Below are 25,471 nucleotides of genomic sequence, written 5' to 3'. Positions count from 1 at the left end.
GCCGGCCGGCCACCGCGCCGAGCCCCCTCGGCGCACGTAGCACGCTCACGGCAGCACCTCCACGAGTGCGTCGACCGGCGCCTCGGCGACGCCGAGCACCAGTACGGGGGCCAGCCCGACCGCCAGGGCCAGCAGCACCAGCGGCGCCCAGGCGGTCACCTCGGCCCCGGCCAGCCCGGGGGTGAACCGGGCGACCGCCGGGCTGGGCCGGCCGTGCGTCACCATGCGCAGCAGCCGTAGGAAGTACGCGGCGGTCAGCGCCCCGCCGACCGCCGCGAGCACCCCGAGCGTGGTCCAGAACGCCCCGCCGACCTCGACCGCGGCGATCACCGCGAACGCCTCGCCCCAGAACCCGGCCAGGCCGGGCAGCCCCAGCGAGGCGACCGCGGCGAAGCCGAGCAGCCCGGCGAGCCGGGGCGCGGTCTCCCGCAGCCCGGACAGGTCGGCGAGCGACCCGGTGTGCGCCCGGTCCTTCACCGCGCCGGCGAGGAAGAAGAGCAGCCCGGTGATCACCCCGTGCGCGACGTTGCCGATCAGCGCGGCCTGGATGCCGGTGGTGGTGAGGGTGGCGACGCCGAGCAGCACGAAGCCCATGTGACCCACGCTCGAGTACGCGATCAGCCGCTTGAGCTCGTCCTGGGCGAGGCAGACCAGCGCGCCGACCAGGATGGCGGCGACCGCCAGCGCGCCGAGCACCGGGGCCGCCCAGCGGGCCCCCTCCGGCGCCACCCCGACCGCGACCCGGATCAGGCCGTAGGTGCCCATCTTCAACAGCACCCCGGCGAGGACCACGCTGCCCACCGTGGGCGCCTGGGTGTGCGCGTCGGGCAGCCAGGAGTGCAGCGGCCAGAGCGGGCTCTTCACCGCGAACGCCAGCGCCAGCAGGGTGAACGCGGCCAGCTGGGTGCCCCGGGACAGCCCGGCCCCGCCGGTGAGCGCCACGATGTCGGCGGTGCCCGCGGCGGCCACCACCACGTAGACGCCGACCAGCAGCAGCACGGAGCCGAGCAGGGTGTAGAGGGCGAACTTGCGGGCCGCCCGCCGCCGGTCCGCGCCGCCCCAGCCGGCGATGACCGCGTACATCGGCAGCAGGACGACCTCGAAGAAGACGAAGAAGAGCACCAGGTCGAGGGCGAGGAAGGTGCCCAGGATGCCGACCTCGACGACCAGCAGCAGGGCCACCAGGGCCCGGCCGCTGCCGCCGTCGGGCACCTTCCACAGCGTGTAGCCGCAGCAGAGCAGGGTGAGCAGGGCGGTCAGCACCACCAGCGGCCAGGAGATGCCGTCCACCCCGAGGTGGAAGCGCAGGTCCAGGCCGGGCACCCAGGGCAGGTCGACCCGGTGCCAGGGGCGCACCGCCGCACCGGTCGGGGCGTAGCCGGACCAGGCCCGGTCGCCGAGGCCGAGCAGCGCGGCGGCCAGCAGGGTGACCGCGGCGGCCACCGTGCCGACCACCCGGGCCGCCCGGTCCCGGGGCGTCGCGGCCACCGCGACCGCGCCGAGCGCCGGCACCGCGAGCACCGCGACCAGCAGGAACTCTCCCGCGCTCACGGCGTCACCTCGGTTCGCGACTGCGGGGCTCGCAACCCCGGCTCACTCCTCGCGCTCACGGGGTCACCTCGGTTCGCGACTGCGGGGCTCGCAACCCCGGCTCACTCCTCGCGCTCACGGGGTCACCTCGGTTCGCGACTGCGGGGCTCGCAACCCCGGCTCACTCCTCGCGCTCACGGGGTCACCTCGGTTCGCGACTGCGGGGCTCGCAAACCCGGCCCACTCCTCGCGCTCACGGCGTCACCTCGGTTCGCGACTGCGGGGCTCGCAAACCCGGCCCACTCCTCGCGCTCATGCCGCCCCTCCGATCAGCGCGGCGGCCAGGCCGATCAGCAGGGCGCCGGCGAGCACGCCGGCCGCGGCCCGGGGCAGCGCCGCCCGGTGCAGCGACGCCAACCCGCCGCCGAGGCCGACCGCGGCCCGGCCGCTGCCGGTGACCGCGCCGTCCACCACCACCTCGTCGGCGGTACGCACGCCGCGGGCCAGCGCGCCCGTGGGGCGTACGACCAGCGTGCGCTGGACGTCATCGAGCCGGAACGCGCGGGCGAACACCGGGCGCAGCGGACCCAGCGCGGTCGCCGGGTCACCGGCCGGATCCCGCCGCCAGCCGGCCCACGCCAGCCCGGCCCCGACGGCCAGCAGCGCCAGCGGCAGCAGCACGGCCGGGGTCAGGTGCACCAGCGCCGCCGGCGGCAGCAGGTCGGACGGCAACTCGGGGGTGGCCAGCGGCGCCGGCCGGACCCGGTCGGCGAACGGACCGGCGAAGCCGGCCAGGCCGAGCAGCGCGGCCGGGACGGCGAGCAGCAGCACCGGCCAGCGCAGCACCGCCGGCGGGTCGTGCGGCGCGGCGAGCGGGGTGCGGGACGTGCCGAAGAAGGTGCGCAGCAGCAGCCGGGTGGCGTACCAGGCGGTGAGCGCGACGCCGGCCAGACCGGCCAGCCAGACCAGCCAGCCCACCCAGGACGCGGCCGGGCCGGCGTCGTGCAGGGCGGCCTCCTGGGCGGCGGCGAGCACACCGTCCTTGCTCCAGAAGCCGGACAGCGGCGGCAGCCCGGCCAGCGCGCCGAGACCGATCACCGTGCACCAGAAGGTCAGCGGCATGCTCCGGCGCAGCCCGCCCATCCGCGACATCAGCGTGGTGCCGACCGCGTGGATCACCGCACCGGCGGCGAGGAAGAGCAGCGCCTTGAACGCGGCGTGGGTGAGCAGGTGGAACAGCGCGGCCGGTGGCGAGCCGACGGCGAGCGCGCCGGTCATGTAGCCGATCTGGGAGACCGTCGACCAGGCGAGCACCCGCTTGAGATCGTCCTGCGCGGTGGCCGCGAGCGCGCCGAGCAGCAGGGTCACCGCGGCCATCACCCCGAGCACGGCCAGTGCGACCGGGGCGCGCTGGAACAGCGGATAGAGCCGGGTGACCGCGTACACCCCGGCGGCGACCATGGTGGCGGCGTGGATCAGCGCGGAGATCGGGGTCGGGCCGGCCATCGCGTCGGGCAGCCAGGTGTGCAGCGGGAACTGGGCGCTCTTGCCGGCCACCCCGGCCAGCAGCAGCAGGCAGGCGGCGGTGAGCGTGCCGGTGGCGTGGTCGTGGGCCAGCACGTCGGCGATCCGGAAGCTGCCCGCCGAGACGCCGAGCAGCGCGATGCCGAGCAGGAAGCCGACGTCGCCGACCCGGGTGACCAGGAACGCCTTCATCGCGGCCGCGGGCGCCTCGGGCAGCCGGCGGTCGTGCGCGATGAGCAGGTAGGAGCAGATGCCCATCACCTCCCAGCCGACCAGCAGCAGGACCAGGTCGCCGGCGACCACCACGAGCAGCATGGCGGCGGTGAAGAGGCTGATCTGCGCGGCGTAGGGCGGGTAGCGGTGGTCGACGTCGACGTCGTCGTGCGGGCCGCGCTTGAGGTAGCCGATCGAGTAGACCTGCACGGCCAGGGCCACCGCGGCGACCGCGACGGCGACCAGCGCGGCGGCGCCGTCCAGCCGCACCCCGAGGGTGACGGTCAACCCGCCCAGGTCGACCCACGTGGTGGAGGCCTCCGCCGCCCCGTCGAGGGTGACCAGCAGGGCCACCGCGAGCGCGAGCGCGCCGGCCGCACCGGCCACCCCGAGGGCGATCGCCGCGCGACGCGCCCGGCCCGCACCGGCGTCGCGGGGCGCGGGCGGCAGCAGCAGGCCGAGCAGGCCCGCCACCAGGGGTACGACCGGCAGCAGCGCGCCGAGCAGGGTGGTCGTGCTCACCGCTCCCCCTCCGGGCGGTCGGCCGCCCCGGACCGGGCTCCCGCCTCGACGGCGAGGGGGCTCGGCTCGGTCGCGGGCTCGGTCAGCGGGACCTCGTCCACGGCGACGGTGGCCCGCAGCCGGTAGAGCTGGAGCACGATCGCCAGCCCGACCCCGATCTCGGCGGCGGCCAGCACGATCACGAAGAGCGCGAAGACCTGCCCGCCGTGCGGCAGCGCCGCCTTCGCGGTGGTGTCCGCGGTGACCAGCACCAGGTTGACCGCGTTGAGCATCAGCTCGACCGCCATCAGCACCAGCACCGCGTTGCGCCGGCGCAGCACGCCGTAGACGCCGAGGCCGAACAGCAGCGCCGCGGTGACGTACGGGATGACCGGCCTCACCGCGACCGCCCCTGCTCGGCGCGGTCCCGCCCGGCGCCCGGCCGGCCGATGTCGGGACGGGAGAGCACGATCGCGCCGACCAGGGCGGCCAGCAGCAGGACCGAGAGCACCTCGAACGGGAGCACCCAGCTGGCGAAGATCTCCTCGCCCAGGCGTTCCGCGGTGCCCGCGTCGGGCAGCTCCACCGCCGTCCAGCGGTACGCGTCGACCAGCAGGGCGGCCAGCCCCAGCCCGGACCCACCGCCGATCAGCGCGGCCGGCCAGCCGGGCCGGTCCAGGTCGTCGGAGGCGCCGATCGGAGCCCGGGTCAGCATCACCGCGAACAGCAGCAGCACCACCACGGCGCCCACGTAGATCAGCACCTGCACCCAGGCCACCAGCTCGGCGCCGAGCACCAGGTAGATCCCGGCCAGCGCGCCCAGGCAGACCACCAGGTAGAGGCCGGCCCGGACCAGATGCTTCGTGCCCACCACCAGCGCACCCGAGCCGACCACCACCGCGCCCAGGGCGAGCAGCAGCACGTCCGCACCGGTCACCGCGCCACCCCTGCGGTCCCGGCCCGGCCGGCGGGCGCGCTCACGGGGCGGGCCTCGGCTCGCGACTGCGGGGCTCGCAACCCCGGCTCACTCCTCGCGCTCACGGGGCCGGCCTCGGCTCGCGACTGCGGGGCTCGCAACCCCGGCTCACTCCTCGCGCTCACGGGGCCGGCCTCGGCTCGCGACTGCGGGGCTCGCAACCCCGGCTCACTCCTCGCGCTCACGGGGCCGGCCTCGGCTCGCGACTGCGGGGCTCGCAACCCCGGCTCACTCCTCGCGCTCACGGGGTGCCCTCGCCGGGCTCCGGGCGCACGGTCGGGGCGGCCGGCCGGTCGGCGGGGGCGGCCGGGACGGCGGCCTTGCGCGCGGCGGCGGTCTCCTCCTTGGCCGGCTCGCCGTTCGGGTCGTGCGCCGGCGGCGGCGGCACGGTGCCCATCCACTGCCCGAGATGGTCCTTGTCGTGCAGCAGGTCCTTGATGTCGTACTCGGCGTACTCGAACTCGGGCGACCAGTAGAGCGCGTCGAAGGGGCAGACCTCGACGCAGATGCCGCAGTACATGCAGAGCGAGAAGTCGATGTCGAACCGGTCGAGCACGTTGCGCTGCCGGGGGCGGGCGGCGCCGGGCACCGCCACCTCCTCCTTGTGCGAGTCGATGTAGATGCACCAGTCCGGACACTCGCGGGCGCAGAGCATGCAGACCGTGCAGTTCTCCTCGAGCAGCGCGATCACGCCACGGGACCGGGGCGGCAGCTCGGGGGCGACGTCCGGGTACTGCTGGGTGGTGGAGCGCCGGGTCATCGTCTTCAGCGTGACGGCCAGCCCCTTGACCAGACCCGCGCCGGGCAGGCCGCGATCACCGGTGCCGCCCGCCTCGCTGCGCTCGCTGCGGTCGCTCATGCCGACCATCCTGCCCTGTGCCCGCGGCGCGCGCGACCACCCCCCGGTGCCCGGCTCGGCCGGATCACCCCCCGGTCGCGCTGACGCCGCCGACGGGCGGGAGCATCTCGACGCCGAGCTGCTGGAGGACCTGGAACAGCTCGTTGCAGCTCCACACGTCGATGATCCGGCCGGTGTCGTCGAAGCGCAGGAAGGTGGCGCCGGAGTAGCTGACCACCCGGCCGGTCGGCGGCACCGGACCGAACTGCCCGGCCTGGGTGCCCGCCGCCCGCCAGTGCACCGCCACCCGGTTCCCCGCGGCCACCAGGTCCACGATCTTGTAGCGCAGATCCGGGAAGGCCGCCCGGCGGTCCCGGTGCCAGGCGAGCGTGGCCTCCGGCCCGGAGCCGCCCGGTCCGGGGCACTCCGCGGCGATCAGGTCGTACGCGGACTCCTCCCGGCCGGCGTTCCAGACATCGGCGATGAAGCGTCGGGCCGCCGCCTCCACATCGGTCATCCCGGCAGCGTAGTCAGCGCACCCCGGGCCGGCCGGCCGGAGATCCGCAATGATGGGGACAGACGACGACGGCACCGGAGGAGACGGCGTGGGCGGCGAATCAGGCGGGACGACCGGCGGCAAGTACGTCGAGCCGGGCGGCGAGTTCACCCGGGACCAGCGCTACATCGCCACCCGGGTCACCGCCGACGGGCGGGACGGCTATCCGGTGGAGCCCGGCCGCTACCGGCTGGCGGTCAGCTTCGCCTGCCCCTGGGCCAACCGGATGATCATCGTCCGCCGGCTGCTCGGGCTGGAGGGGGTGCTCTCCATGGCGGTGGCCGGGCCGACCCACGACGCCCGGAGCTGGACCTTCGACCTGGACCCGGGCGGGCGCGACCCGGTGCTCGGCATCGAGCGCCTCCAGAAGGCGTACTTCGCCCGGTTCCCCGGCTACGACCGGGGCATCACCGTGCCGGCGATCGTGGACGTGCCGACCGGGCAGGTGGTGACCAACGACTACGCGCAGATGAGCCTGGACCTCTCCACCGAGTGGACGGCGTACCACCGCGAGGGCGCGCCGGAGCTCTACCCGGAGCGGCTGCGCGACGAGATCGACGAGGTCAACGCGATGGTGTTCCGGGACGTCAACAACGGCGTCTACCGGTGCGGCTTCGCCGGCAGCCAGGAGGCGTACGAGTCGGCGTACCGCCGGCTCTTCGACCGGCTGGACTGGCTCAGCGAGCGGCTGGCCGGGCAGCGCTACCTGGTCGGCGACACCATCACCGAGGCCGACGTGCGGCTGTTCACCACGCTGGCCCGCTTCGACGCGGTCTACCACGGCCACTTCAAGTGCAACCGGAGCAAGCTCAGCGAGATGCCGGTGCTCTGGGCGTACGCCCGGGACCTGTTCCAGACCCCCGGATTCGGCGACACCATCGACTTCGACCACATCAAGCGGCACTACTACGAGGTGCACCGGGACATCAACCCGACCGGGGTGGTGCCGCTCGGGCCGGACCTCACGAACTGGCTCACCCCGCACGGCCGGGAGGCACTCGGCGGCCGCCCCTTCGGCGACGGCACTCCCCCGCCACCCCCACCCACCGCCGAACGCATCGACCCCACCCACACCCCCCTCCGCTGACCCGGCGGGTAACCCGATCCCGTTGATCATGAGGTTGGCGGCGCGACACGCCGACGGCGACGCCGTCAACCTCATGATCAACGCGGGGCTGGCGGGGAGCGCCCGGGTCAGAGGGCTACGCGGACGGCGGCGGTGAGGACCAGTTGGGCCAGCGCGGCCGGGACCAGGACCAGCCAGCACAGCCGCTGCAACTGGTCCTCGCGCAGCCGGGGGAACGCCACCCGCAGCCAGATGACCAGGAACGACACGGCGAAGACCTTCAGCAGCGTCCAGAGCCAACCGAGCTGCGCGTCGGCGAACGGGCCGTGCCAGCCGCCGAGGAAGAGCACGGTGGTCAGCGCGGCGATCACCACGATCCCGACGTACTCGGCGAGCAGGAAGAAGGCGAACCGCAGGCCGGTGTACTCGGTCATGTAGCCGAACACCAGCTCGGAGTCGGCGATCGGCATGTCGAACGGCGGCCGGCGGATCTCGGCCAGCCCGGCCACGAAGAAGATGATCATCGCGGGCGCCTGCCAGAGCAGCCACCAGGGCTGCCAGGCCTCGACGATGCCGGGCAGGCTGAGCGTGCCCGCCGCCATCGCCACCGACGCCGCCGCGAGCACCAGCGGCAGTTCGTAGCCGAGCAGCTGCGCGGCGCCGCGCAGCCCGCCGAGCAGGCTGTACTTGTTGGCCGACGCCCAGGCCGACATCAGCACCGCCACCACGCCGACCCCGACCACGGCCAGCACGAAGAACAGGCCGATGTCCAGCGGCTGCCCGACCAGGTCGCCGGGGCCGAGCGGGATGACCAGCAGGACGAGCAGGTAGGGCACCAGGGCGACGGCCGGGGCCAGCCGGAAGACCGCCCGGTCCGCCTCGGCCGGGGTGACGTCCTCCTTCTGCACGAACTTCACCCCGTCGGCGATCAGCTGCGCCCAACCGTGGAACGCGCCCGCGTACATCGGGCCGAGCCGGCCCTGCATGTGCGCCATCACCTTGTGCTCGGCCTGCCCGACGAGCAGCGGCAGGGTGAGGAAGGCGACCAGCACGCCGCCCACCCGGATCACCAGCTCCAGCCAGAGCGGCATCAGGCCGTACCTCCGTCGTCGCCGGCCCGCTCGGTCGCGGCCGGCCCCTGCTCGGACGGCCGGTCCGCCGGCGGACCGGAGCGGGCGGTCCCCGCGCCACGGCCACCGGGCGCGCCCGGCAGCGGGCCGGCGTCGGCGGCGGCCGGGTCGGCCGGCGGCGGGCCGGCGGCGGGCCGGGAGGCACGGGGCGGCCGGGCGGGGCGCTCCCGGGCCGGGCGGGCCGGGACGCCGCCGCGCGGGCCCTCGCCGGCCCCGCCCGCGCCGGCCGGCGTCGGCGTCGTCCCCCACTCACCCGGCGCGGGTACCCCCGGCGGCCGGATCGGCCGGCGTCCGCCGCCCGCCTCGGACTCGCCCGGCTCCTTCGCGCCCGGCCACGGCTTGGCCACCCGGGAGGCCAGCACGAACTCCTTGCGCAGCGGATGCCCCTCGAACTCGGGCGGCAGCAGCAGCGGCCGCAGGCCGGGGTGGCCGGTGAAGTCGATCCCGAACATCTCGTGCGTCTCCCGCTCGTGCCAACCGGCGCCGGGGTAGACGTCCACCACCGAGGCGACCGCGGGGGCCTCGCGGGGCACCCGGGTGCGCAGCAGCACGCCGTGCCGGCGGGCCGTGGACCAGAGGTGGGCCACCACCGCGAAGCCGTCGGCCAGCTCGTCGACCGCGGAGAGCCAGTCGAAGAAGTCGCAGCCCAGCTCGGCGTCGTCGCGCGCGGCGCGCAACGCCTCCGCCCAGCTCGCCGGCGGTACGTCGACGGTGGCGCGGGCGTGCGCCTGACCGCCGGAGACCGACGCGGTGGCCTCGGCCGGCGCGAGCAGCGTGACAATCCGCTGGCCGACCTCTTCCGGAGTCATGCGGCTGATCCTAGGGCCTGCTCCGCCGGGCGCGCCGGTCCGAGCCGGGCACCCGGGCGGCCCGGACGGCGTCCCCGGCCCGCCCCGGCAGGGCGATCTGCGGGCTTTACCCGGCGGCGGGCCGGCCGGCGGGGAAGGATGAGTCTCGTGCGCGCTGTGACTGTGACCCCCGGTGTCGCCAACTCGCTGTCGCTCACCGAGGACTACCCGGAACCGGCGACCGAGGAGGGCGCGATCCTGGTCGAGGCACTCGCGGTCGGCATCTGCGGGACCGACCACGAGATCATCGGCGGGCACTACGGCGAGGCGCCGCCCGGCATGGACCGCCTGGTGCTCGGCCACGAGTCGCTCGGCCGGGTGCTGGAGGACCCGACCGGCACCCTCCAGCCGGGCGACCTGGTGGCCGGGATCGTCCGGTACCCGGACCCGGTGCCCTGCCCGAACTGCGCCGTCGGCGAGTGGGACATGTGCCGCAACGGCCGGTACACCGAGCACGGCATCAAGGCGCTGGCGGGATTCGCCCGGGACCGCTGGCGCATCCCGCCCCGGTTCGCCGTCGGGCTGGACCCGGCGCTGGCCCGGGTCGGCATGCTGCTCGAGCCGACCAGCGTGGTGGCGAAGGCGTGGGACCACATCGACCGGATCGGGCACCGCGCCGAGTGGCAGCCGCAGACCGCGCTGGTCACCGGCGCCGGTCCGATCGGCCTGCTCGCCGCCCTGCTGGCCACCCAGCGCGGGCTCTCCGTGCACGTGCTCGACCTGGCCACCGAGGGTCCGAAGCCGGCGCTGGTCGGCGCGCTCGGCGCGACGTACCACTCGACGAAGGTCGACCAGTTGGACTTCGAGCCGGACGTGGTGGTCGAGTGCACCGGGGCGCCGAGCGTCGTGATCGACGTGATGTGCCAGGCCGCCCCGACCGGCGTGGTCTGCCTGGCCGGCGTCTCCAGCGGCGGCCGCACGATCGACCTCGACGCCGGGGCGCTGAACCGCACCCTGGTGCTGGAGAACAACGTCGTCTTCGGCTCGGTGAACGCCAACCGCCGGCACTGGGACAGGGCCGCCGACGCGCTGACCCGGGCCGACCAGTCCTGGCTGGAGTCGCTGATCACCCGGCGGGTGCCGGTGAACGGCTACGTCGAGGCGTACACGCCGGAGCCGGACGACATCAAGGTGGTGCTGGACTTCGCCGCCTGACGCCCGACCAGGGCGGCCCGCCGGCGGGACGGGCCGCGCGGCCGGCGGTCAGATGCCGGGCAGCCGGCCGTTGCGGAACAGGTCGACGAAGAGCTGGTGGTCCTGTCGGGCCCGGTCGCCGTACGTGTGCGCGAAGTCCACCAGGTGGGTGACGAAGCCCGCCTCGTCGGCGTCCACCGCCGCGACGATCGCCTCCTCCGTGGAGTAGTCGACCAGGTCGTGGCTGGACTCGTCGTCGGCTACCGAGTGCATCCGGGCCACCGCCCGGCCCAGGTCGGAGAGCACCCCGGCCAGCTCCTCCGGCTCGTTGACGTCGGCCCAGTCCAGGTCGGCCGCGTACGGGGAGACCTCGGCGACGAGCTGGCCGACCCCGTCCAGCTCGGTGAAGCCCAGCCACGGGTCCGCGTGCGCCTGGAGCGCGCGCTGCGACTCGGCGGTGCGGTGCCCCTGGTGCTGGAAGTAGCCGGCGACGGACCCGTCCCGGATGTGCCGGGCGACCGCCGGCACCTGCGCCTGCTTCATGTAGATGACAACGTCGTTCTCCAGCGCCTGGGTGTGCCCCTCCAGCAGCAGGTTGTACGACGGCAGCCCGGCCGAGCCGATGCCGACGCCCTTGCGCAGCACCACGTCCTTGATCCGCGCCGCCACCGGGCGCAGCCGCGCCGAGGACGGGGGCAGGGTGCCGAGGTACTGCTCGAAGGCGGCGCGGACCCGGTCCCGGGTCTCCGCGTCGACCTCGAAGACCCCGTCGCCGAGGGAGAACCGGCGCTCGTAGTTGTCGATGGTGGTCTGCGTGGCGAGCAGGTCGACCCGGGTGTTCAGGCGGGCCTGCTGGAGCACCCGGCGCAGCACCCCGTCGGCGTTGTCCAGGGTGATCGAGCCGATCGCGTCGTCCCCACCGGCCGCGATGGCCCGCAGCTCGGTCAGGTACGACCGGGCGAAGCCGGCGACCAGGTCGCCGATGGAGCGGTCGGAGAGCGCCTTGCCGTAGCCGAGCAGGGCCACGCTGGCCGCCAGCCGCCGCAGGTCCCAGGTGAACGGCCCGACGTACGCCTCGTCGAAGTCGTTGACGTTGAACACCAGCTGGCCCGAGGCGTTCATGTAGGTGCCGAAGTTCTCCGCGTGCAGGTCGCCGTGGATCCACACCCGGCTGGTCCGCCCGTCGAGGAACCGGTCGTCGGCGAAGTCGCCGAGCTGGTCGGCGTAGAAGAGCGAGGCGCTGCCCCGGTAGAAGGCGAACGGCGAGGCCGCCATCTTGCGGAACTTGCGCCGGAAGGCGGCCGGGTCGAGCGCCATCGAGGCGCCGAACTCCTCGGTCAGCACGTCGACGATGTGGGCGGAACGCCGTTCCGCGGAGTTGCTCATGGTGCGCAGGCTAGCCCGCGCACACCAGCCGGACGCTCGGCCGACCGAGCGGAGCCGGGCGGCCGGTCGGGCGGTTCAGGAGGCCGGCGGGCGGACCGGCGGCGCGGTGAGCGACTCCGCCGAGCGCGGAGCAGCCCCGTCCCGGGGCCGGACGTCCACCGGCGGGGCGAGCGGATCCGGCCGGGGCACCCCGCCGAGGCCGGACTGCTCGGCGGCGATCTTCTCCTGCAACCGCAGGATGCCGTGCAGCAGCGCCTCCGGCCGGGGCGGGCAGCCGGGCACGTAGACGTCCACCGGGATGAGCTGGTCGACGCCCTTGGTCACCGAGTAGGAGTCCCAGTAGGGACCGCCGCAGTTGGAGCAGGCGCCAAACGAGATGACGTACTTCGGCTCGGGCATCTGGTCGTAGAGCCGCTTGATCGCCGGGGCCATCTTGTCGGTCACCGTGCCGGAGACCACCATGAGGTCGGCCTGCCGCGGGCCGTGGGCGAACGGGATGACGCCCAGCCGCATGAAGTCGTGCCGGCCCATGCTGCTCGCGATGAACTCGATGGCGCAGCACGCCAGGCCGAAGTTGAAGACCCAGAGCGAGTAGCGGCGGCCCCAGTTCAGCACGAACCGGATCGGCTCGCCGAGCACCCCCGGCAACTGCACGACCGCCCCCTTCCTGTCCTTCACCCGACAGTCAACCACAGCGCCGTGGCCGCAACCCGAGGGCCGAGAGCCGCGCCTGCCGGGGTGACGGCGCGCCCGGGCAGATCGACGCCGGCTGTCGGGATGATGAGCGCGGCACCCCGGGCCGGGCGGACGGCGACCCGACAGTACGGTCCCCGGACCCACTGCAACCTTTGCCGCCATCGACCGGTGTGACCGGTGTCGGGGCTCACCGCCCCGGGCATCCACGGGGGAGGACGAGTGGCTGTGACGGAGGACGCGCGGGCCGGCGGAGCAGCGCCCGGCCCCTTACCCGGGGCGGCACCCGACGGGCCGCCGGTGCTCTTCGACGACTTCTACCACGCGCACTTCCGTGGTCTGGTGGTGCAGCTGCGGGCGTACACCGGCGACCTGGGCCAGGCCCAGGACCTGGTGCAGGAGGCGTTCTGCCGGGCCTTCGCCCGGTGGGACCGGGTGGCCGGCTACGACGACCCGCTGGCCTGGATCCGGCGGGTCGCCTGGAACCTCGCGCACAGCCGGTGGCGGCGGCTGCGCACCGCGCAGGCGTTCCTGCACCGGCAGCGCGAGGTGCACGTGGCCGGACCGACCCCGGACCGGGTGGCGCTGGACGCCGCGCTGGCGTTGCTGCCGCCCCGGCAGCGCCGGGCGGTGGTGCTGCACTACCTCGCCGACCTGAGCGTCGCCGAGATCGCGGCGCAGGAACGCGTCGCCGAGGGAACCGTCAAGTCCTGGCTGCACCGTGGGCGGAGCGCCCTGGCCGCGTCGCTGCGGGACACCGAGGAGGCACGCGATGTCTGAGCACGATGCAGTCGCCCTGGCCGAGCGCTTCGCCCGGTACCGGAGCGAGGTGCTGACCGAGGTCGAGCCGCCGGGGCCGGCGGCGGTCCGCCGGGTGGTGCGGCAGCGCCGGCGCCGGACGCTCGGCACGGCCGTCGCGGCGGTCCTCGCCCTGGGCACCGGCCCGATCTTCGGGTACGCGGCGCTGACCGATCCGGGCCCGCGACCCGGGCCGGTGGATCCGACCGGCAGCCCGTCCGCCTCCCCGTCGGCGACCGGCTCGGCCAGCCCGTCGGCGTCGCCGGAGCCGACCAGCGCCAGCCCGACCCGGGCACCGGACGGCCGGATCAGCCGGGCGCAACTGCTCGCCGCACCGGTCTCCCTGCCGGGCTGGCGGCCCGGCCCGAGCTGCCCGGTCACCGACGTCCGGCTGGCCGGCGACCCCGTGCGGGACGGGACCAACGTGCTGGAGGGGCTCGCGCACGGGGACGTCGACGGCGACGGCGCCACCGAGACGGTCGCGCTGGTGCACTGCCTGCTCGGCACCGGCGGGCCGGCGCAGGTCGTGGCGTTCGACCGGGATCCGGCCGGCAGGGTGGTGACGCTGGGCCGCGTGGTGGCCACCGCGCGGGAGACTCCACAGTGGCTCACCGGGGTGGAGGTCCGACCCGACGGCCTGGTCCGGGTGCAGGTCGCCGACCTCGCACCGGGCGGCGGGTGGCCCGGCGAGTGGTCGCAACGACAGTGGCGCGGCTACCGCTGGAACGGCGAGCGGTTCGGGCAGACCGAGGGGCCGACGTCCTTCGGCCCGAACCCGTACTCCGCCAACCTCGCGATCAGTGTGGCGGAGCTGCGGCTCACCGAGGCCGACGACGGTTCCCGGGTGGGCTGGATCGAGGCGCGGATCCGCCACCTCGGCGGTCGGGAGGTCACCGCGGTCCAGCTGCGCCTGGAGCTGCCCGCGCAGCTCGAACCGGACGTCGACGGCTGGGGTGGCTGCGGCGCCGACGTGGCTGACCGTACGCCGTTGGTCTGCCGGTTCGGGTCGCTCGAACCCGGCGGGGAACTGCCGTTGCGGTTGGCCGTCCGGGTGCGGCCGGGGGTCGCCCTGCCTGCCGGGACCGCGCCGCTGAGCGTGGCGGCGCTCGGGCCGGGCAGCAACTTCCTGCTGGAACGGGACGACAGCGACAACCAGGACACGATCGTCTGGCGGTGAGGCCGGGGTCCCTGTGCGGCGTCGGCGACCCGCCGCACCGGGCACTCAGTACGTCGGACGCTGGAGCAGGCCGACGAACTCGACCAGCAGCCGCTCCCGCAGCGCCGGCGGCGCGGCGTCGAGCAGCGCGTTGACCAGGGCCATCCGCTCCGGTGGCGCGCCGCCGCCAGCCGGGGCCGGGTCGGATTCGGCGCCCAGGCCGAGGCCGGCGGCCAGACCGGCGACCAGGTCCGGGGTGAGCGCGTCCGGGGTCAACGCGGTGGCCAGGGCGCGCAGTTCGTCGGGGAGCCGCACCGGCCCGGCGGCCCGGGCCGCGGCAACCGCGGCGACCAGGTCCGGGCCGAACTCGACCACCCGGGGCGCGACCGACGCGGTGACGGTGAGGTGCACGCTGGCCGGCAGGTCGGCGTACGACAGCTGCGGCTGGGTGTGCCAGCCGCGCGCGGCCAGCTCGTCGACCAGCACGAACAGGTCCAGCTCGGGGTCGGTGCTGGTGAAGCAGACGACGGTGGACTCCGGCTCGGCCATCAGCCGCAGCGCGGCCACGCCGCGCACCGCGTCCGCCAGGCCGGCCACCGCGTCCCGGGTCAGCCCGGCCAGCCGCAGGTAGCCGTCGTCACCGAGGTGCCGCAGGGTGGCGTACGCGGCGGCGATCGGCCCGCCGGATCGGGTGGAGGCGATCACCGGGTTGATCATCGTGTAGCCGGGCCAGTCGGCGTACGCGAAGTACTGCGGGGCGCGCAGCGACGCGTCCCGGTGCAGCAGCACCGACACCCCCTTCGGGGCGTAGGCGTACTTGTGCAGGTCCACCGAGATCGACGTGACCCCGGGCACGGCGAAGTCGAACGGCGGCACCGGCAGGCCGAGCCGGCGCAGCCAGGGCAGGGTCCAGCCGCCGAAGCAGGCGTCCACGTGGCAGCGCACCCCGGCCGCCGCGGCCACCTCCGCGATCTGCGTGACCGGGTCGACGACGCCGTGCGCGTACGACGGGGCGGAGCAGACCACCAGCACGGTCTCCGGGCGGATCGCGGCGGCCACGTCGGCCGGGTCGGGGCGCAGCGTCGCCGCGGAGACGGGCACGGTGTCCAGGGCCACCCGCAGGTAGTGCGCCGCCTTGGCGAACGCGGCGTGCGCGCTGGCCGGCACCACGATCCGCGGTGCGGTGATCCCGGGGTGGGCGTCCCGGGCCGCCTTCACGGCCAGGATCAGCGACTCGGTGCCGCCGCTGGTGACGCTGCCGACGACCTCCGGGGCGGCGCTGCCGGGACCGCCGCCGAGCAGCCGGGCCGCCGCGCCGACCAGCGCGTTCTCCATCGCCAGCAGGGACGGGAAGGCGGTCGGGTCGAGGCCGTTGACGTGCGCGCTCTCCGCGTACGCGGCCACCGCCAGTTCGTCCAGCCCCGGCACGGCCGGGTCGTAGACGTACGCGAACAGCCGGCCCCCGTGCGTCGGCCGGTCCAGGCCCCGCAGTTCCCGGACCTCGGCCAGCACCCGGTCCGCCGGCACGCCCCGCCTTGGCAGCGCCCGCGCGTCCTTCTCCTCGTCGGTCATGGAGTTCGTGGTGCCCCTTCCGTGCTGATCAGCGGCTGGTCGTCGCCCCGCGGGGCCGCGGGCTCGCCGGTGCGACCGGCTTCGGCGAGGCGGGCGGGGGTGAGGTCGTAGGGGCGCAGCGCCACGAGGGCCACGGCCACCAGCAGGGCGGGGAGGACGGTGAAGCCGAGCAGCACGCCGAGGCGGGCGGTGTCGGACTGGGCGGCCGCCGCCCCGGTGTCGGACGGGACGTAGCCGGAGACCTGGAGGACCAGGCCGTAGATGCCCGGGCCGAGCGCCAGCCCGAAGGTCTCCCCGGCCGTCCAGAGCCCGGTGAACACCCCCGCCTGCCGCCGGCCGGTGCGCGCCTCGTCCCAGGCGATGCAGTCCGGGAGCATGGCCAGCGCGAAGACCTGCTGCCCGGCGTACCCGCAGCCGACCAGCGCGACCACCAGGTAGACCGCCACCGCGGGCAGCACCGGCGCGGCCACCAGGGCGAGCGCGCCGACCGCGAGGATCAGCGACGCGGCGACCAGGGCGGCCAGCTTGCCCACCCGGGCGCCCACCCGGGTCCAGAGCGGCATCACCAGCAGCGCCGGCCCGACGAAGCAGACGAAGAGGAGGGTCGGCCCGCCGTCGGGGTCGCGCAGGATCTGCCCGGCGAAGTAGTTGACCCCGGCCAGGACGGTGGCCACCCCGGCGGACTGCACCACGAAGCAGACCAGCAGCGCCCGGAACGGCCGGTTCCGGGCGGCCACCGCGAGCTGCCCGCGCAGCGTGGGCTCGCTCTCGGCCACCGTGCCGGTCGGGGCGCCCCGGGTGCCGAGGAACGCGCCGACCGCGCCGAGCACGATCAGCGCCGCGACGAAGAGCCCCATCCAGCGGTGCCCGGCGACGCCGCCACCGGCGGCCGACACGATCAGCGGGGCGACCGCCCCGGAGACCAGGATGGCCACCGCCAGCAGCGCGATCCGCCAGCTCATCAGCCGGGTCCGTTCCGCGTAGTCGCCGGTCAGCTCGGCCGGCATCGCCACGTACGGCACCTGGAAGAAGGCGAACGCGGTGGCGGTGGCCAGGAAGGCGACCGCCACGTACGCCCCGGCGGCCGGGCCGGCGTCCACCGGCCCGGCGAAGATGGCCGCGAAGAGCACCGCCATGGCCACCCCGGCGACCAGCAGGTACGGCCGGCGGGCACCCCAGCGCGACCGGGTGCGGTCGGAGATCCGCCCGGCCACCGGGTTGACCAGCACGTCCCACGCCTTCGGCCCGAGCACCAGCAGGGCGGCCACCCCGGCGGCCACGCCGAGGGTGTCGGTGAGGTAGGGCAGCAGCAACAGCCCCGGCACGGTGCCGAACGCCCCGGTGGCCAGAGAGCCCAGCGCGTACCCGGCGTGCACCCGACGCGGGAGCCCGGCCGGGACCGGACCGGTTCCAGCCGGCGGCGCGTCCATGCGCCCGAATGTTACTCACGTTATGGCCGGGGTCACATCCCCTCTTCCGGCGACCAGCCGGCCGCCGCCATCTCCACCCCGGCACCGCGCAACGGCGTCCCCTCCGCCCGCAGCCGGGCCCGCGCCTCCCGCTCGTGGCCGGGCGGCAGCCGGCCGGCGGAGGTCACCACCCGGTGCCAGGGCACGCCGCCGCCGTGCCGCGCCATGATCGAGCCGACCAGCCGCGCCGACGCCCGCCCGGAGCGCTCGGCCAGCGCGTCGGCGACCGCCCCGTAGGACATCACCCGGCCGGGTGGGATCCGCTCGACCAGGTCGAGCACCGCCTCGACGTACTCATCAGGGGTCACGACCGGCCAGGATATGGGAACGTCGCGGGGCCCGGCCGGCACGACCACGCAGAATGGGCGGGTGCGCGACGTAGTCACGGCCGCCCGGCGGGTGGTCGTCAAGATCGGATCCTCCTCGTTGACCACCGCCGCCGGCGGGTTGGACGACGGGCGGGTCGACGCGCTGGTCGACGCCCTCGGCGTCCGGGCCGCCGACGGCCGCGAGGTGGTGCTGGTCTCCTCCGGCGCGATCGCCGCCGGCCTGGCCCCGCTCGGGCTCGCCCGGCGCCCGCGCGACCTGGCCACCCAGCAGGCCGCCGCCAGCGTCGGGCAGGGCCTGCTGATCGGCCGGTACGCGGCCAGCTTCGCCCGGCACCGGCTCACCGTCGGGCAGGTGCTGCTCACCGTCGACGACGTCACCCGGCGGGCGCACTACCGCAACGCGTACCGGACCCTGCGCAAGCTGCTCGACCTGCGGGCGGTGCCGATCGTCAACGAGAACGACACGGTGGCCACCGAGGAGATCCGGTTCGGCGACAACGACCGGCTGGCCGCCCTGGTCGCCGCGCTGGTCCAGGCCGACCTGCTGGTGCTGCTCTCCGACGTGGACGCGCTCTGGACCGGCGACCCCACCCGGCCGGGCGCCGCCCGGATCAGCGAGGTGCACGACGAGCGGGACCTCGCCGGTGTGGACATCGGCGGAGCGGGCCGGGCCGGAGTCGGCACCGGCGGCATGGTGACCAAGGTCGAGGCGGCCCGGATCGCGACCGGCTTCGGCATCCCGGTGGTGCTCACCGCGGCCGACCTGGCCGCCGGGGCGCTGGCCGGCGAGCCGGTCGGCACACTGTTCCACCCCAGCCGGCGACGGCCGGCGGCCCGGCTGTTCTGGCTCGCCCACGCCACCTCGCCGCGCGGCCGGCTGCACCTGGACCCGGGCGCGGTGGCGGCCGTGGTCGACCGGCGCAAGTCGCTGCTGCCGGCCGGGATCACCGCGGTCGACGGGGCGTTCACCGCCGGCGATCCGGTGGACCTGGTGGACACCGAGGGCGCGCCGGTGGCCCGGGGTCTGGTCAACTACGACGCGGTCGAGCTGCCCGGCCTGCTCGGCCGGTCGACCGGGGAACTCGCCGCGGCGCTCGGCCCGGCGTACGAACGGGAGGTCGTCCACCGCGACGACCTGGTGCTGCTGTGACTGGTGCTGCGGTGAGGAGTGTCGGATGAGCGTGATTGAGCAGGCCCGGCGGGCCCGGACGGCGGCGGAGGAACTCGCCGTCGCCACCCGTACGGTCAAGGACGCGGCGCTGCACGCGATGGCCGCCGCGCTGGTGGCGCGGACGCCGGAGATCCTGGCCGCGAACGAGGCGGACCTGGCGGCCGGCCGGGCGGCCGGGCTGAGCGCGGCCGTGCTGGACCGGCTCGCCCTCGACCCGGGCCGGGTGGCCGGCATCGCCGACGCGCTGCGGCAGATGGCCGCCCTGCCCGACCCGGTCGGCGAGGTGGTCCGCGGCTCGACCCTGCCCAACGGCCTGGAGCTGCGCCAGATCCGGGTGCCGTTCGGGGTGGTCGGCATCATCTACGAGGCCCGGCCGAACGTGACCGTGGACGCGGCCGGCATCTGCCTGAAGTCGGGCAACGCGGCGCTGCTGCGCGGCTCCTCGTCGGCGGCGCACTCCAACGCGGCGCTGGTCGCGGTGCTGCGCGACGCGGTCGCCGGGGCCGGCCTGCCGGCCGACGCGGTGCAGCTGCTCGACGCCGGCTCGCGTGACTCGGTCAAGGAGCTGATGCGCGCCCGCGGTCTGGTCGACGTGCTGATCCCGCGCGGCGGGGCGTCGCTGATCCGCACCGTGGTCGAGGAGTCCACCGTGCCGGTGATCGAGACCGGGGTGGGCAACTGCCACGTCTACGTCGACGCCGCCGCCGACCTGACCAGGGCGGTGGCGATCGCCCTGAACGCGAAGACCCAACGGCTGTCCACCTGCAACACTGCCGAGTCGCTGCTGGTGCACGCGGCGGTCGCCGACGCCTTCCTGCCGCCGGTGCTGGCCGCGTTCGCCGACGCGGGGGTGACCGTGCACGGCGACGAGCGGGTCGCCGCGCACTCGCCCGCCGTGCGGCCGGCCACCGAGGAGGACTTCGCCACCGAGTACCTCTCGGCGGACATCTCGGTCGCCGTGGTCGACTCGCTGGACGCCGCGGTCGCGCACATCCGGCGCTACGGCACCGGCCACACCGAGGCGATCGTCACCGACTCGACCACGGCCGCCCGGGACTTCGTGGCCCGGGTGGACGCGGCGGCGGTGATGGTGAACGCCTCCACCCGGTTCACCGACGGCGGCGAGTTCGGCTTCGGCGCGGAAATCGGCATCTCCACCCAGAAGCTGCACGCCCGCGGCCCGATGGGGCTGCCCGAGCTGACCTCCACCAAGTACGTGGTGACCGGGAGCGGCCACCTGCGCGGCTGACCGTCCGGGATGGAGGGCTGGATGGTGGGGGCACCGCCGGATTGCGCCGGCCCGATAGTCTGGGGCCGGTTCGGCACGGGCTTGTCTGGGGAGGCGGCATGCTGGGCGAGAGCGCCCTGGAAGAGCAACTGGCACAGGCACGGGCCGCGCTGCGCGAGGTGAGCCGCGGCGTCGCCCCGCCGGAGCGCACCGAGTCGGTGGCCGAGGCGGCCGACGGGCGGATCCGGGTCACCCTCGGCACCGACGGCCGGGTCAGCGCCATCGAGATCGACCCGCGGCTGCTCCGCGAGGGCTCGGATTACCTCGCCGACGAGCTGCGCCAGGCGGTGAACGCCGCGCTCGACGGGCAGGACGAGGGCACCGCCCCCGCCGAGCCGATGCCCGACCTCGCCGCGATCAGCGCCACCGTCGAACGCCTGCAGGACCAGAGCATCCGGCAGATGCGCGAGATGAGCCAGGCGATCAGCGAGACCATGCGGAAACTGCAGCAGCGGGGCTGACATGGAGAACCTCGACGTCGACATCGACGCGCTGCGCCGGGGCGCGACGGAGCTGGAGCAGGCCCGGGAGTCGGTCCGCCAGACCTTCGAGGGCTTCCAGGCCGCCGTCGCCGGTTACGCCGCCGCGTTCGGCGGCGACGACATCGGCACTTTGCTCGGGGTGGCCCACCAGGCCTGCGTGGACGCGTTGACCGAGTGCCTCAGCACCAACATCGAGGAGCTGACCAGCTACGCCGACGGGCTGCACCAGATGGCCGACGGCTACCGGGCGGTCGAGGAGGACGTCACCGCGTCCTTCCGCTCGATGCTCGGCGCGCTGGGCGGATGACCGCTCGGCGCGCCGGGCGGACGAGCGACGCACGAAAGGAGTCACGGTGGGTCTGACCCTGCCGGGCGAACTCGCCTCCCTGCTGTCGATGCTCGGCTACGAGTGGCCGCAGTCCGACGAGACGGCGCTGTTCCAGCTGGCCGGTGAGTGGACCGGGATGGCCGGGCAGATCTCCGGTTCGGTCGCCCAGCTGGAGTCGGCGGCGCGGACGGTGCTCGAGAACAACCGGGGCGAGAGCTTCACCGCCTTCGCCAGCGAGTGGAACGACGCCGAGTCCGCCGCGCGCAACATCGCCGACGTCGCCAACCCGGCGAACGTCATCGGCATCGGGCTGATGGTCGCGGCGGGTGTGGTGCTGGCCCTGAAGATCCAGGTGATCGTCCAGCTGGCGCTGCTGGCCATCCAGATCGCGCAGGCCATCGCCACGGCGGCGGTCACCTTCGGCGCGTCCCTGCTGGAGATCCCCATCTTCAAGATGATCACCGGCATGATCATCGACCAGCTGATCGGCATGGCGGTGGACACGGTGCTCAATGGCTAGGAAGCGGACCGCTGCCCCCCGGCAGACGCAGGCCAAGGGCGCCAAGATCGTCTCGGCGTACCTGGAGAACGCCGACGTCTTCCGCACCGCCAAGTCGGCCGGCACCAAGCCGAACGGCCCGGCGGTGCTGGTGCTGCGCAACCGGCCGGATTTCCACAAGCGGGACTTCGACCGCAAGGCCAGGGACCTGGTCCGGCTCGGCCAGGAGGGCCGGCTGAGCAAGGCCAAGTCGGACCGGACAAGCGTCTACCACCGGGGGGGCCGAGGGACCACGCCGGGCAACCGGAGCCGCACCAACGTCTTCCGCGACCGGGTGACCCGCCGCCTGACCAGGAACAACCGGCTGACCCAGCGGCACGGCACCCCGGCGACCAACCAATACCTGGCCAACAAGGACCTCGTCGATCGGCTCTACGGCGGCCGGGGGCCGATCACCGCCCGGGGCCAGGGACTCGACCCGGACCACGTCCACGAGCTGCAACTCGACGGAAAGGACGAATACGCTAACCTCAGGCTGATGGACGCCTGGACCAACCGCGAGATCGGCCGCGAGATCTCCGTGGCGTTGCACGACGTCCCCGAGGGCACCCCGGTCATCGTGAAGGTAGTGCCGTGACCCAGCCGGACCCCGCCGTCCTCGCCCGGATCGCCGAGAAGGTGGAGCTGCTCAACCGGGTGGAGGCCGAGCACGGCTTCGGCGTGCTCATCGAAGGGCCGGCGCCGCTGGAACCGATCGCCGACCTGCCCGGCGTCGCCGAGGTCTACAGCCTGTTCCAGCGCCTGGAGGGCGACAACTTCCGGTTCCACGCGCCGAAGGAGATCCTCACCCCGCAGGCCTGGGCGGAGTACGAGGTCAACCCGAACGACCCGATGGGCAGCCCGCTGATCGTCGGCTACGAGATGAACAGCGTCCCCTCCGGCATACGCGCCGAGATCCGTGGCGGCGACCCGATCTACCTCGACCTGGAAGACCTGGACGTGTACTACATGGAGTCCAGCGCCTACGTCTACCAGTACGAGCACCCCGACGAGGACGTCGAGTTCACCATCATCGCCCCCGACGTGGCCACCTTCTTCGACGAGCACGTGCTCGGCCCCCGCTACCCGGAGCTGACCTCCGTCGTCCTCGGTCCGGCCGCCCCCGAGCAGCGGCTGCGCAAGGGCCGGCACGCCGGCGAGTACGCCGACAACTGGCGGCGGCTGCTGATCGCCGCCGGCCTGTCCTCCTGACCCACCCGTCGACCCTGCTTAAGGACCGTCATGGCAGCTGATCCGCGGTTCACCGCGTTGTGGAACGAGGACGAGCTCATCCCGTACCCGCGCGAGGCGTGGCTGGAGGGGGGATTCACCCCCGACATGCTCCCCGAGGGCGACGAGATCCCGCTCGACGTGGCGGTGGTCTTCACCGCCTTCCTCGAAGGCGACATCGAGCTGTTCGACACGATCCAGCTCACCACCGAGGACGGCTCGCTGGACGTCCGCCTCATCGTGGTCGGCGCGGTCGCCGACAACACCGACCTGCTCTACGTGCTCGACCCGAAGACCGGCGAGATCCTCCAGTTCGACCTGGCGGCCCAGGACGTGCAGGCGGTCAACAGCAACTTCCGCACCTTCGTCGAGTTCCTCTACCAGTTCGCGCTCTTCGTCGAGGCCGACGAGGGCAAGGCCGGCCGGGCCGAGCGGGCGGAGGCGCTGCGCACCACGCTGGAGAGCATCGACCCGGCCGCGTTCGGCCCGGACGGCTGGTGGCCGCTGGTGATCAGCCAGCTGAAGTGACCACCGGGCGGCAGGCCCGGATCGCCCGCAGCGTGGTGTGCACGTCGAACTGGTGACCGTCGTCGCTGTCCCAGCCGCCGTCGCTGCGCTGGGTCTCGGCCAGTCGGCGGCGGGCCGAGACCAGCAGCCACTGCTCCTCGCCCACCTCGACCCGGCGCAGCGTCGCGGCCAGCCACGCCGCGTCCGCCGGGGACAGTTGCGGGATCCGCTCGGCCAGCACCGCCTGGATCCGCGCCGACTCGTCGTACATCCCCTGCCGGTGCAGGACGGCCGCGCTCAGCCAGCCGGCCGGCAGGAAGGACGGCCAGCTGCCGTCCGGCCCGAGCTGCCCGGCGACGGCCTGCGCCGCCGCCTGCACCACCCCGGCGTACGCCCCGCCGACGCGGTGGTCGAGCGGGCCGGCGGCCCGGGCGTCCAGCCCGGCCACGGTCAGCCAGAACCCGGCGTTGGCGGTCAGGTAGAAGCGCGCCTCCGGGTCGCCCGGCCGGGCCCACTCGGGCGCGACCCCGGCCAGCGACGGGTCCTCGTCCCAGCCACCGTCGCGCAGTTGCCGGGCGGCGAGCCAGTCCAGCGCGTGCCGCGCCGCCGGGCGGCCGAGGGCGCCGAGGTCGTCCAGCTCGGCCAGCCGGTAGCAGGTGGCGTCCACCGAGCCGACGTCCCCGTCGAGGATGGCCGGCCAGCCGCCGTCGGGCGTCTGCCCGGCCTCGGCCGCGTCGAGCAGTTCGGCCGGCGCCGGCGCACCGGTGCGCAGCCGGGAGAGACGGGCGCGGTCCACCGCGTCCCCGTGCGCCACGACGAAGCCGATAGCGGCGTCCATGTCCACCACGGCGGACACGCTACCTGCGCAAAGGCGATTCCGCCTCGGGGAATCGGCCGAGGCCGGGGCGGGCGCGCCGCCGCCTCCGACCCCGGCCGACCGGTCAGTACGCGGGCAGCGAGGGATCGATCTGCTTGATCCAGGAGAGCACGCCACCCTGGACGTGCACCGCGTCCCGGAACCCGGCCGCCTTCAGCGCGGCGAGCGCCTCGGCGGAGCGGACGCCGGACTTGCAGTGCAGCACGATCTGCCGGTCCTGCGGGAGCCGGGCCAGCGCCTCACCGGAGATGATCTCGCCCTTGGGGATCAGCGTGGCGCCGGGGATCCGGACGATCTCGTACTCGGCCGGCTCCCGGACGTCGACCAGGAAGATGTCCTTGCCGGCGTCCTGCCACTCCTTGAGCTCCAGCGCGGTGATGGTCGCGTCGACCACCGCCTCCTGCGCCTCCACCGACACCGCGCCGCAGAAGTCCTCGTAGTCCTCCAGCAGGTCGGTGACGGTCGGGTTCTCGCCGCAGAGCACGCAGTTCGGGTCCTTGCGCACCTTGATCTTGCGGTACGACATCTCCAGGGCGTCGTAGACCATCAGCCGGCCGACCAGCGGCTCGCCGATCCCGGTGAGCAGCTTGATCGCCTCGTTGACCTGGATCGAGCCGATCGAGGCGCAGAGCACGCCGAGCACGCCACCCTCGGCGCAGGACGGCACCATGCCGGGCGGCGGGGGCTCCGGGTAGAGGCAGCGGTAGCAGGGGCCGTGCTCGGCCCAGAAGACCGACGCCTGGCCGTCGAAGCGGTAGATCGACCCCCAGACGTACGGCTTGCCGAGCAGCACCGCCGCGTCGTTGACCATGTAGCGGGTGGCGAAGTTGTCGGTGCCGTCGACGATCAGGTCGTACTGGGCGAAGATCTCGCGGACGTTCTCCCGGTCCAGCGCGGTGTTGTGGATCTCCACGTTGACCAGCGGGTTGATCTCGCGGATCGAGGCCGCGGCGGACTCCGCCTTCGAGCGGCCGACGTCGGAGACGCCGTGGATGATCTGCCGCTGGAGGTTGGACTCGTCGACGGTGTCGAAGTCGATGATGCCGAGCGTGCCGACGCCGGCCGCGGCGAGGTACATCAGGGCGGGCGAGCCGAGGCCACCGGCGCCGACACAGAGCACCCGGGCGTTCTTCAGCCGCTTCTGCCCCTCGACACCGACGTCGGGGATGATCAGGTGGCGCGAGTAGCGGCGGATCTCGTCAACGGTCAGCTCGGCGGCGGGCTCGACGAGCGGGGGCAGCGACACGGTGGACTCCCCGGGATCGGCGGTGGCGAACCGCGCCATTGTCGCTCGCCGGCCGGCCGGTCGGCCATGAGGAGGGACACGTCGC

General features: G+C 74.5%; 27 protein-coding genes. 12 read left to right on the top strand and 15 right to left on the bottom strand.

Features of this window, described 5'->3' with window-relative positions:
* Positions 1-45: 45 nt before the first annotated feature.
* The 6 genes from AC1WTP_RS05440 to AC1WTP_RS05415 form a co-directional block, all read right to left on the bottom strand.
* Positions 46-1,551 (bottom strand): complex I subunit 4 family protein, encoded by a 1,506-nt coding sequence (locus AC1WTP_RS05440; RefSeq protein ID WP_481648154.1) that lies wholly within the window; start codon positions 1,549-1,551, stop codon positions 46-48.
* Positions 1,552-1,842: 291 nt separating this feature from the next.
* Positions 1,843-3,789: an NADH-quinone oxidoreductase subunit 5 family protein gene (locus AC1WTP_RS05435; protein WP_481648153.1), complete on the bottom strand. Its 1,947-nt coding sequence runs from the start codon at positions 3,787-3,789 to the stop codon at positions 1,843-1,845.
* Positions 3,786-4,169, bottom strand: coding sequence for an NADH-quinone oxidoreductase subunit NuoK (gene nuoK / locus AC1WTP_RS05430; protein ID WP_481648152.1), 384 nt, complete (start codon positions 4,167-4,169; stop codon positions 3,786-3,788). Before nuoK ends, AC1WTP_RS05435 begins: the two co-directional genes overlap by 4 nt.
* Entirely contained in the window at positions 4,166-4,705 is a 540-nt protein-coding gene (locus AC1WTP_RS05425) for an NADH-quinone oxidoreductase subunit J family protein (protein ID WP_481648151.1), read from the bottom strand. Before AC1WTP_RS05425 ends, nuoK begins: the two co-directional genes overlap by 4 nt.
* A gap of 280 nt (positions 4,706-4,985) precedes the next feature.
* On the bottom strand, positions 4,986-5,612 hold the full coding sequence (locus AC1WTP_RS05420) for a NuoI/complex I 23 kDa subunit family protein (protein WP_481648150.1): 627 nt from the start codon (positions 5,610-5,612) through the stop codon (positions 4,986-4,988).
* A 55-nt stretch (positions 5,613-5,667) separates the two neighbouring features.
* Positions 5,668-6,099, bottom strand: a complete 432-nt coding sequence (locus AC1WTP_RS05415; protein WP_481648149.1) for an ester cyclase — start codon at positions 6,097-6,099, stop codon at positions 5,668-5,670.
* 52 nt (positions 6,100-6,151) lie between these two features.
* Between AC1WTP_RS05415 and AC1WTP_RS05410 the strand changes: the two genes are divergently transcribed.
* Positions 6,152-7,225 (top strand): glutathione S-transferase family protein, encoded by a 1,074-nt coding sequence (locus AC1WTP_RS05410; RefSeq protein WP_481648275.1) that lies wholly within the window; start codon positions 6,152-6,154, stop codon positions 7,223-7,225.
* A gap of 107 nt (positions 7,226-7,332) precedes the next feature.
* On the opposite strand, the gene AC1WTP_RS05405 is transcribed toward AC1WTP_RS05410, so the two are convergent.
* Together AC1WTP_RS05405 and AC1WTP_RS05400 are read right to left on the bottom strand one after the other, a co-directional pair.
* Positions 7,333-8,295 carry a complex I subunit 1/NuoH family protein gene (locus AC1WTP_RS05405; protein WP_447134597.1) on the bottom strand — a complete coding sequence of 321 codons (963 nt, stop codon included), beginning with the start codon at positions 8,293-8,295 and terminating at the stop codon, positions 7,333-7,335.
* Positions 8,295-9,143 (bottom strand): NADH-quinone oxidoreductase subunit C, encoded by an 849-nt coding sequence (locus AC1WTP_RS05400; protein ID WP_481648148.1) that lies wholly within the window; start codon positions 9,141-9,143, stop codon positions 8,295-8,297. Before AC1WTP_RS05400 ends, AC1WTP_RS05405 begins: the two co-directional genes overlap by 1 nt.
* Before the next feature lie 147 nt (positions 9,144-9,290).
* Here AC1WTP_RS05400 and AC1WTP_RS05395 point away from each other — a divergent pair, with 147 nt between their 5' ends.
* Positions 9,291-10,337 carry a glucose 1-dehydrogenase gene (locus tag AC1WTP_RS05395; RefSeq protein WP_481648147.1) on the top strand — a complete coding sequence of 349 codons (1,047 nt, stop codon included), beginning with the start codon at positions 9,291-9,293 and terminating at the stop codon, positions 10,335-10,337.
* Between the two features lie 48 nt (positions 10,338-10,385).
* Here AC1WTP_RS05395 and AC1WTP_RS05390 read toward each other — a convergent pair whose 3' ends face one another.
* Together AC1WTP_RS05390 and AC1WTP_RS05385 are read right to left on the bottom strand one after the other, a co-directional pair.
* Entirely contained in the window at positions 10,386-11,702 is a 1,317-nt protein-coding gene (locus AC1WTP_RS05390; RefSeq protein WP_481648146.1) for a DUF2252 domain-containing protein, read from the bottom strand.
* A gap of 75 nt (positions 11,703-11,777) precedes the next feature.
* Positions 11,778-12,356, bottom strand: coding sequence for an NADH-quinone oxidoreductase subunit B (locus tag AC1WTP_RS05385; RefSeq protein ID WP_481648274.1), 579 nt, complete (start codon positions 12,354-12,356; stop codon positions 11,778-11,780).
* A 261-nt stretch (positions 12,357-12,617) separates the two neighbouring features.
* Between AC1WTP_RS05385 and AC1WTP_RS05380 the strand changes: the two genes are divergently transcribed.
* Together AC1WTP_RS05380 and AC1WTP_RS05375 are read left to right on the top strand one after the other, a co-directional pair.
* The gene (locus AC1WTP_RS05380) at positions 12,618-13,175 is read left to right on the top strand and encodes an RNA polymerase sigma factor (RefSeq protein WP_481648145.1); all 558 of its coding nucleotides are present in this window, start codon (positions 12,618-12,620) and stop codon (positions 13,173-13,175) included.
* Complete coding sequence (locus AC1WTP_RS05375; RefSeq protein ID WP_481648144.1) at positions 13,168-14,370, top strand: hypothetical protein; 1,203 nt, start codon at positions 13,168-13,170, stop codon at positions 14,368-14,370. Before AC1WTP_RS05380 ends, AC1WTP_RS05375 begins: the two co-directional genes overlap by 8 nt.
* A gap of 45 nt (positions 14,371-14,415) precedes the next feature.
* Here AC1WTP_RS05375 and AC1WTP_RS05370 read toward each other — a convergent pair whose 3' ends face one another.
* Genes AC1WTP_RS05370 through AC1WTP_RS05360 form a run of 3 tightly spaced genes read right to left on the bottom strand, consistent with a single transcriptional unit; the run spans position 14,416 to position 17,698 of the window.
* The gene (locus AC1WTP_RS05370; protein ID WP_481648143.1) at positions 14,416-15,921 is read right to left on the bottom strand and encodes a pyridoxal phosphate-dependent decarboxylase family protein; all 1,506 of its coding nucleotides are present in this window, start codon (positions 15,919-15,921) and stop codon (positions 14,416-14,418) included.
* The gene (locus AC1WTP_RS05365; protein WP_481648142.1) at positions 15,918-17,351 is read right to left on the bottom strand and encodes an MFS transporter; all 1,434 of its coding nucleotides are present in this window, start codon (positions 17,349-17,351) and stop codon (positions 15,918-15,920) included. Before AC1WTP_RS05365 ends, AC1WTP_RS05370 begins: the two co-directional genes overlap by 4 nt.
* Before the next feature lie 32 nt (positions 17,352-17,383).
* Positions 17,384-17,698, bottom strand: coding sequence for an MGMT family protein (locus AC1WTP_RS05360; RefSeq protein WP_481648141.1), 315 nt, complete (start codon positions 17,696-17,698; stop codon positions 17,384-17,386).
* A gap of 61 nt (positions 17,699-17,759) precedes the next feature.
* Between AC1WTP_RS05360 and proB the strand changes: the two genes are divergently transcribed.
* The 8 genes from proB (at position 17,760) to AC1WTP_RS05320 (ending at position 23,284) form a co-directional block, all read left to right on the top strand.
* Complete coding sequence (proB, locus tag AC1WTP_RS05355; RefSeq protein WP_481648140.1) at positions 17,760-18,869, top strand: glutamate 5-kinase; 1,110 nt, start codon at positions 17,760-17,762, stop codon at positions 18,867-18,869.
* A 25-nt stretch (positions 18,870-18,894) separates the two neighbouring features.
* Complete coding sequence (locus tag AC1WTP_RS05350; protein WP_481648139.1) at positions 18,895-20,139, top strand: glutamate-5-semialdehyde dehydrogenase; 1,245 nt, start codon at positions 18,895-18,897, stop codon at positions 20,137-20,139.
* A 98-nt stretch (positions 20,140-20,237) separates the two neighbouring features.
* Positions 20,238-20,639 (top strand): YbaB/EbfC family nucleoid-associated protein, encoded by a 402-nt coding sequence (locus AC1WTP_RS05345; RefSeq protein ID WP_481648138.1) that lies wholly within the window; start codon positions 20,238-20,240, stop codon positions 20,637-20,639.
* 1 nt (position 20,640) lies between these two features.
* Complete coding sequence (locus tag AC1WTP_RS05340; RefSeq protein ID WP_481648137.1) at positions 20,641-20,967, top strand: hypothetical protein; 327 nt, start codon at positions 20,641-20,643, stop codon at positions 20,965-20,967.
* Positions 20,968-21,013: 46 nt separating this feature from the next.
* Positions 21,014-21,508, top strand: a complete 495-nt coding sequence (locus AC1WTP_RS05335) for a WXG100-like domain-containing protein (protein WP_481648136.1) — start codon at positions 21,014-21,016, stop codon at positions 21,506-21,508.
* Complete coding sequence (locus AC1WTP_RS05330) at positions 21,501-22,124, top strand: hypothetical protein (RefSeq protein WP_481648135.1); 624 nt, start codon at positions 21,501-21,503, stop codon at positions 22,122-22,124. Before AC1WTP_RS05335 ends, AC1WTP_RS05330 begins: the two co-directional genes overlap by 8 nt.
* A complete protein-coding gene (locus AC1WTP_RS05325) occupies positions 22,121-22,738 on the top strand; it encodes a hypothetical protein (protein ID WP_481648134.1) in 618 nt (205 codons plus the stop codon). Before AC1WTP_RS05330 ends, AC1WTP_RS05325 begins: the two co-directional genes overlap by 4 nt.
* A 30-nt stretch (positions 22,739-22,768) precedes the next feature.
* The gene (locus tag AC1WTP_RS05320; protein ID WP_481648133.1) at positions 22,769-23,284 is read left to right on the top strand and encodes an SUKH-4 family immunity protein; all 516 of its coding nucleotides are present in this window, start codon (positions 22,769-22,771) and stop codon (positions 23,282-23,284) included.
* Here the strand turns inward: AC1WTP_RS05320 and AC1WTP_RS05315 are convergent.
* Positions 23,268-24,110 (bottom strand): prenyltransferase/squalene oxidase repeat-containing protein, encoded by an 843-nt coding sequence (locus AC1WTP_RS05315; protein WP_481648132.1) that lies wholly within the window; start codon positions 24,108-24,110, stop codon positions 23,268-23,270. The two genes, AC1WTP_RS05320 and AC1WTP_RS05315, sit on opposite strands and share 17 nt — an antisense overlap.
* A gap of 94 nt (positions 24,111-24,204) precedes the next feature.
* Complete coding sequence (gene moeZ / locus AC1WTP_RS05310; protein WP_481648131.1) at positions 24,205-25,425, bottom strand: adenylyltransferase/sulfurtransferase MoeZ; 1,221 nt, start codon at positions 25,423-25,425, stop codon at positions 24,205-24,207.
* Positions 25,426-25,471: the final 46 nt, after the last annotated feature.

This window comes from Micromonospora sp. R311, assembly GCF_056780015.1.
Note: the sequence above shows the minus strand (reverse complement) of the source record. Positions and strands in the feature narration are given on the sequence as shown.

What these genes read in the sequence shown, in the direction of transcription:
- AC1WTP_RS05420 (WP_481648150.1), bottom strand. Translation starts at nt 5,612, where the DNA reads ATGGTCGGCATGAGCGACCGCAGCGAGCGCAGCGAGGCGGGCGGCACC.
- AC1WTP_RS05415 (WP_481648149.1), bottom strand. Translation starts at nt 6,099, where the DNA reads ATGACCGATGTGGAGGCGGCGGCCCGACGCTTCATCGCCGATGTCTGG.
- AC1WTP_RS05410 (WP_481648275.1), top strand. Translation starts at nt 6,152, where the DNA reads ATGGGGACAGACGACGACGGCACCGGAGGAGACGGCGTGGGCGGCGAA.
- AC1WTP_RS05405 (WP_447134597.1), bottom strand. Translation starts at nt 8,295, where the DNA reads ATGCCGCTCTGGCTGGAGCTGGTGATCCGGGTGGGCGGCGTGCTGGTC.
- AC1WTP_RS05400 (WP_481648148.1), bottom strand. Translation starts at nt 9,143, where the DNA reads ATGACTCCGGAAGAGGTCGGCCAGCGGATTGTCACGCTGCTCGCGCCG.
- AC1WTP_RS05390 (WP_481648146.1), bottom strand. Translation starts at nt 11,702, where the DNA reads ATGAGCAACTCCGCGGAACGGCGTTCCGCCCACATCGTCGACGTGCTG.
- AC1WTP_RS05375 (WP_481648144.1), top strand. Translation starts at nt 13,168, where the DNA reads ATGTCTGAGCACGATGCAGTCGCCCTGGCCGAGCGCTTCGCCCGGTAC.
- AC1WTP_RS05370 (WP_481648143.1), bottom strand. Translation starts at nt 15,921, where the DNA reads ATGACCGACGAGGAGAAGGACGCGCGGGCGCTGCCAAGGCGGGGCGTG.
- AC1WTP_RS05365 (WP_481648142.1), bottom strand. Translation starts at nt 17,351, where the DNA reads ATGGACGCGCCGCCGGCTGGAACCGGTCCGGTCCCGGCCGGGCTCCCG.
- AC1WTP_RS05350 (WP_481648139.1), top strand. Translation starts at nt 18,895, where the DNA reads ATGAGCGTGATTGAGCAGGCCCGGCGGGCCCGGACGGCGGCGGAGGAA.
- AC1WTP_RS05345 (WP_481648138.1), top strand. Translation starts at nt 20,238, where the DNA reads ATGCTGGGCGAGAGCGCCCTGGAAGAGCAACTGGCACAGGCACGGGCC.
- AC1WTP_RS05340 (WP_481648137.1), top strand. Translation starts at nt 20,641, where the DNA reads ATGGAGAACCTCGACGTCGACATCGACGCGCTGCGCCGGGGCGCGACG.
- AC1WTP_RS05330 (WP_481648135.1), top strand. Translation starts at nt 21,501, where the DNA reads ATGGCTAGGAAGCGGACCGCTGCCCCCCGGCAGACGCAGGCCAAGGGC.
- AC1WTP_RS05320 (WP_481648133.1), top strand. Translation starts at nt 22,769, where the DNA reads ATGGCAGCTGATCCGCGGTTCACCGCGTTGTGGAACGAGGACGAGCTC.
- moeZ (WP_481648131.1), bottom strand. Translation starts at nt 25,425, where the DNA reads ATGGCGCGGTTCGCCACCGCCGATCCCGGGGAGTCCACCGTGTCGCTG.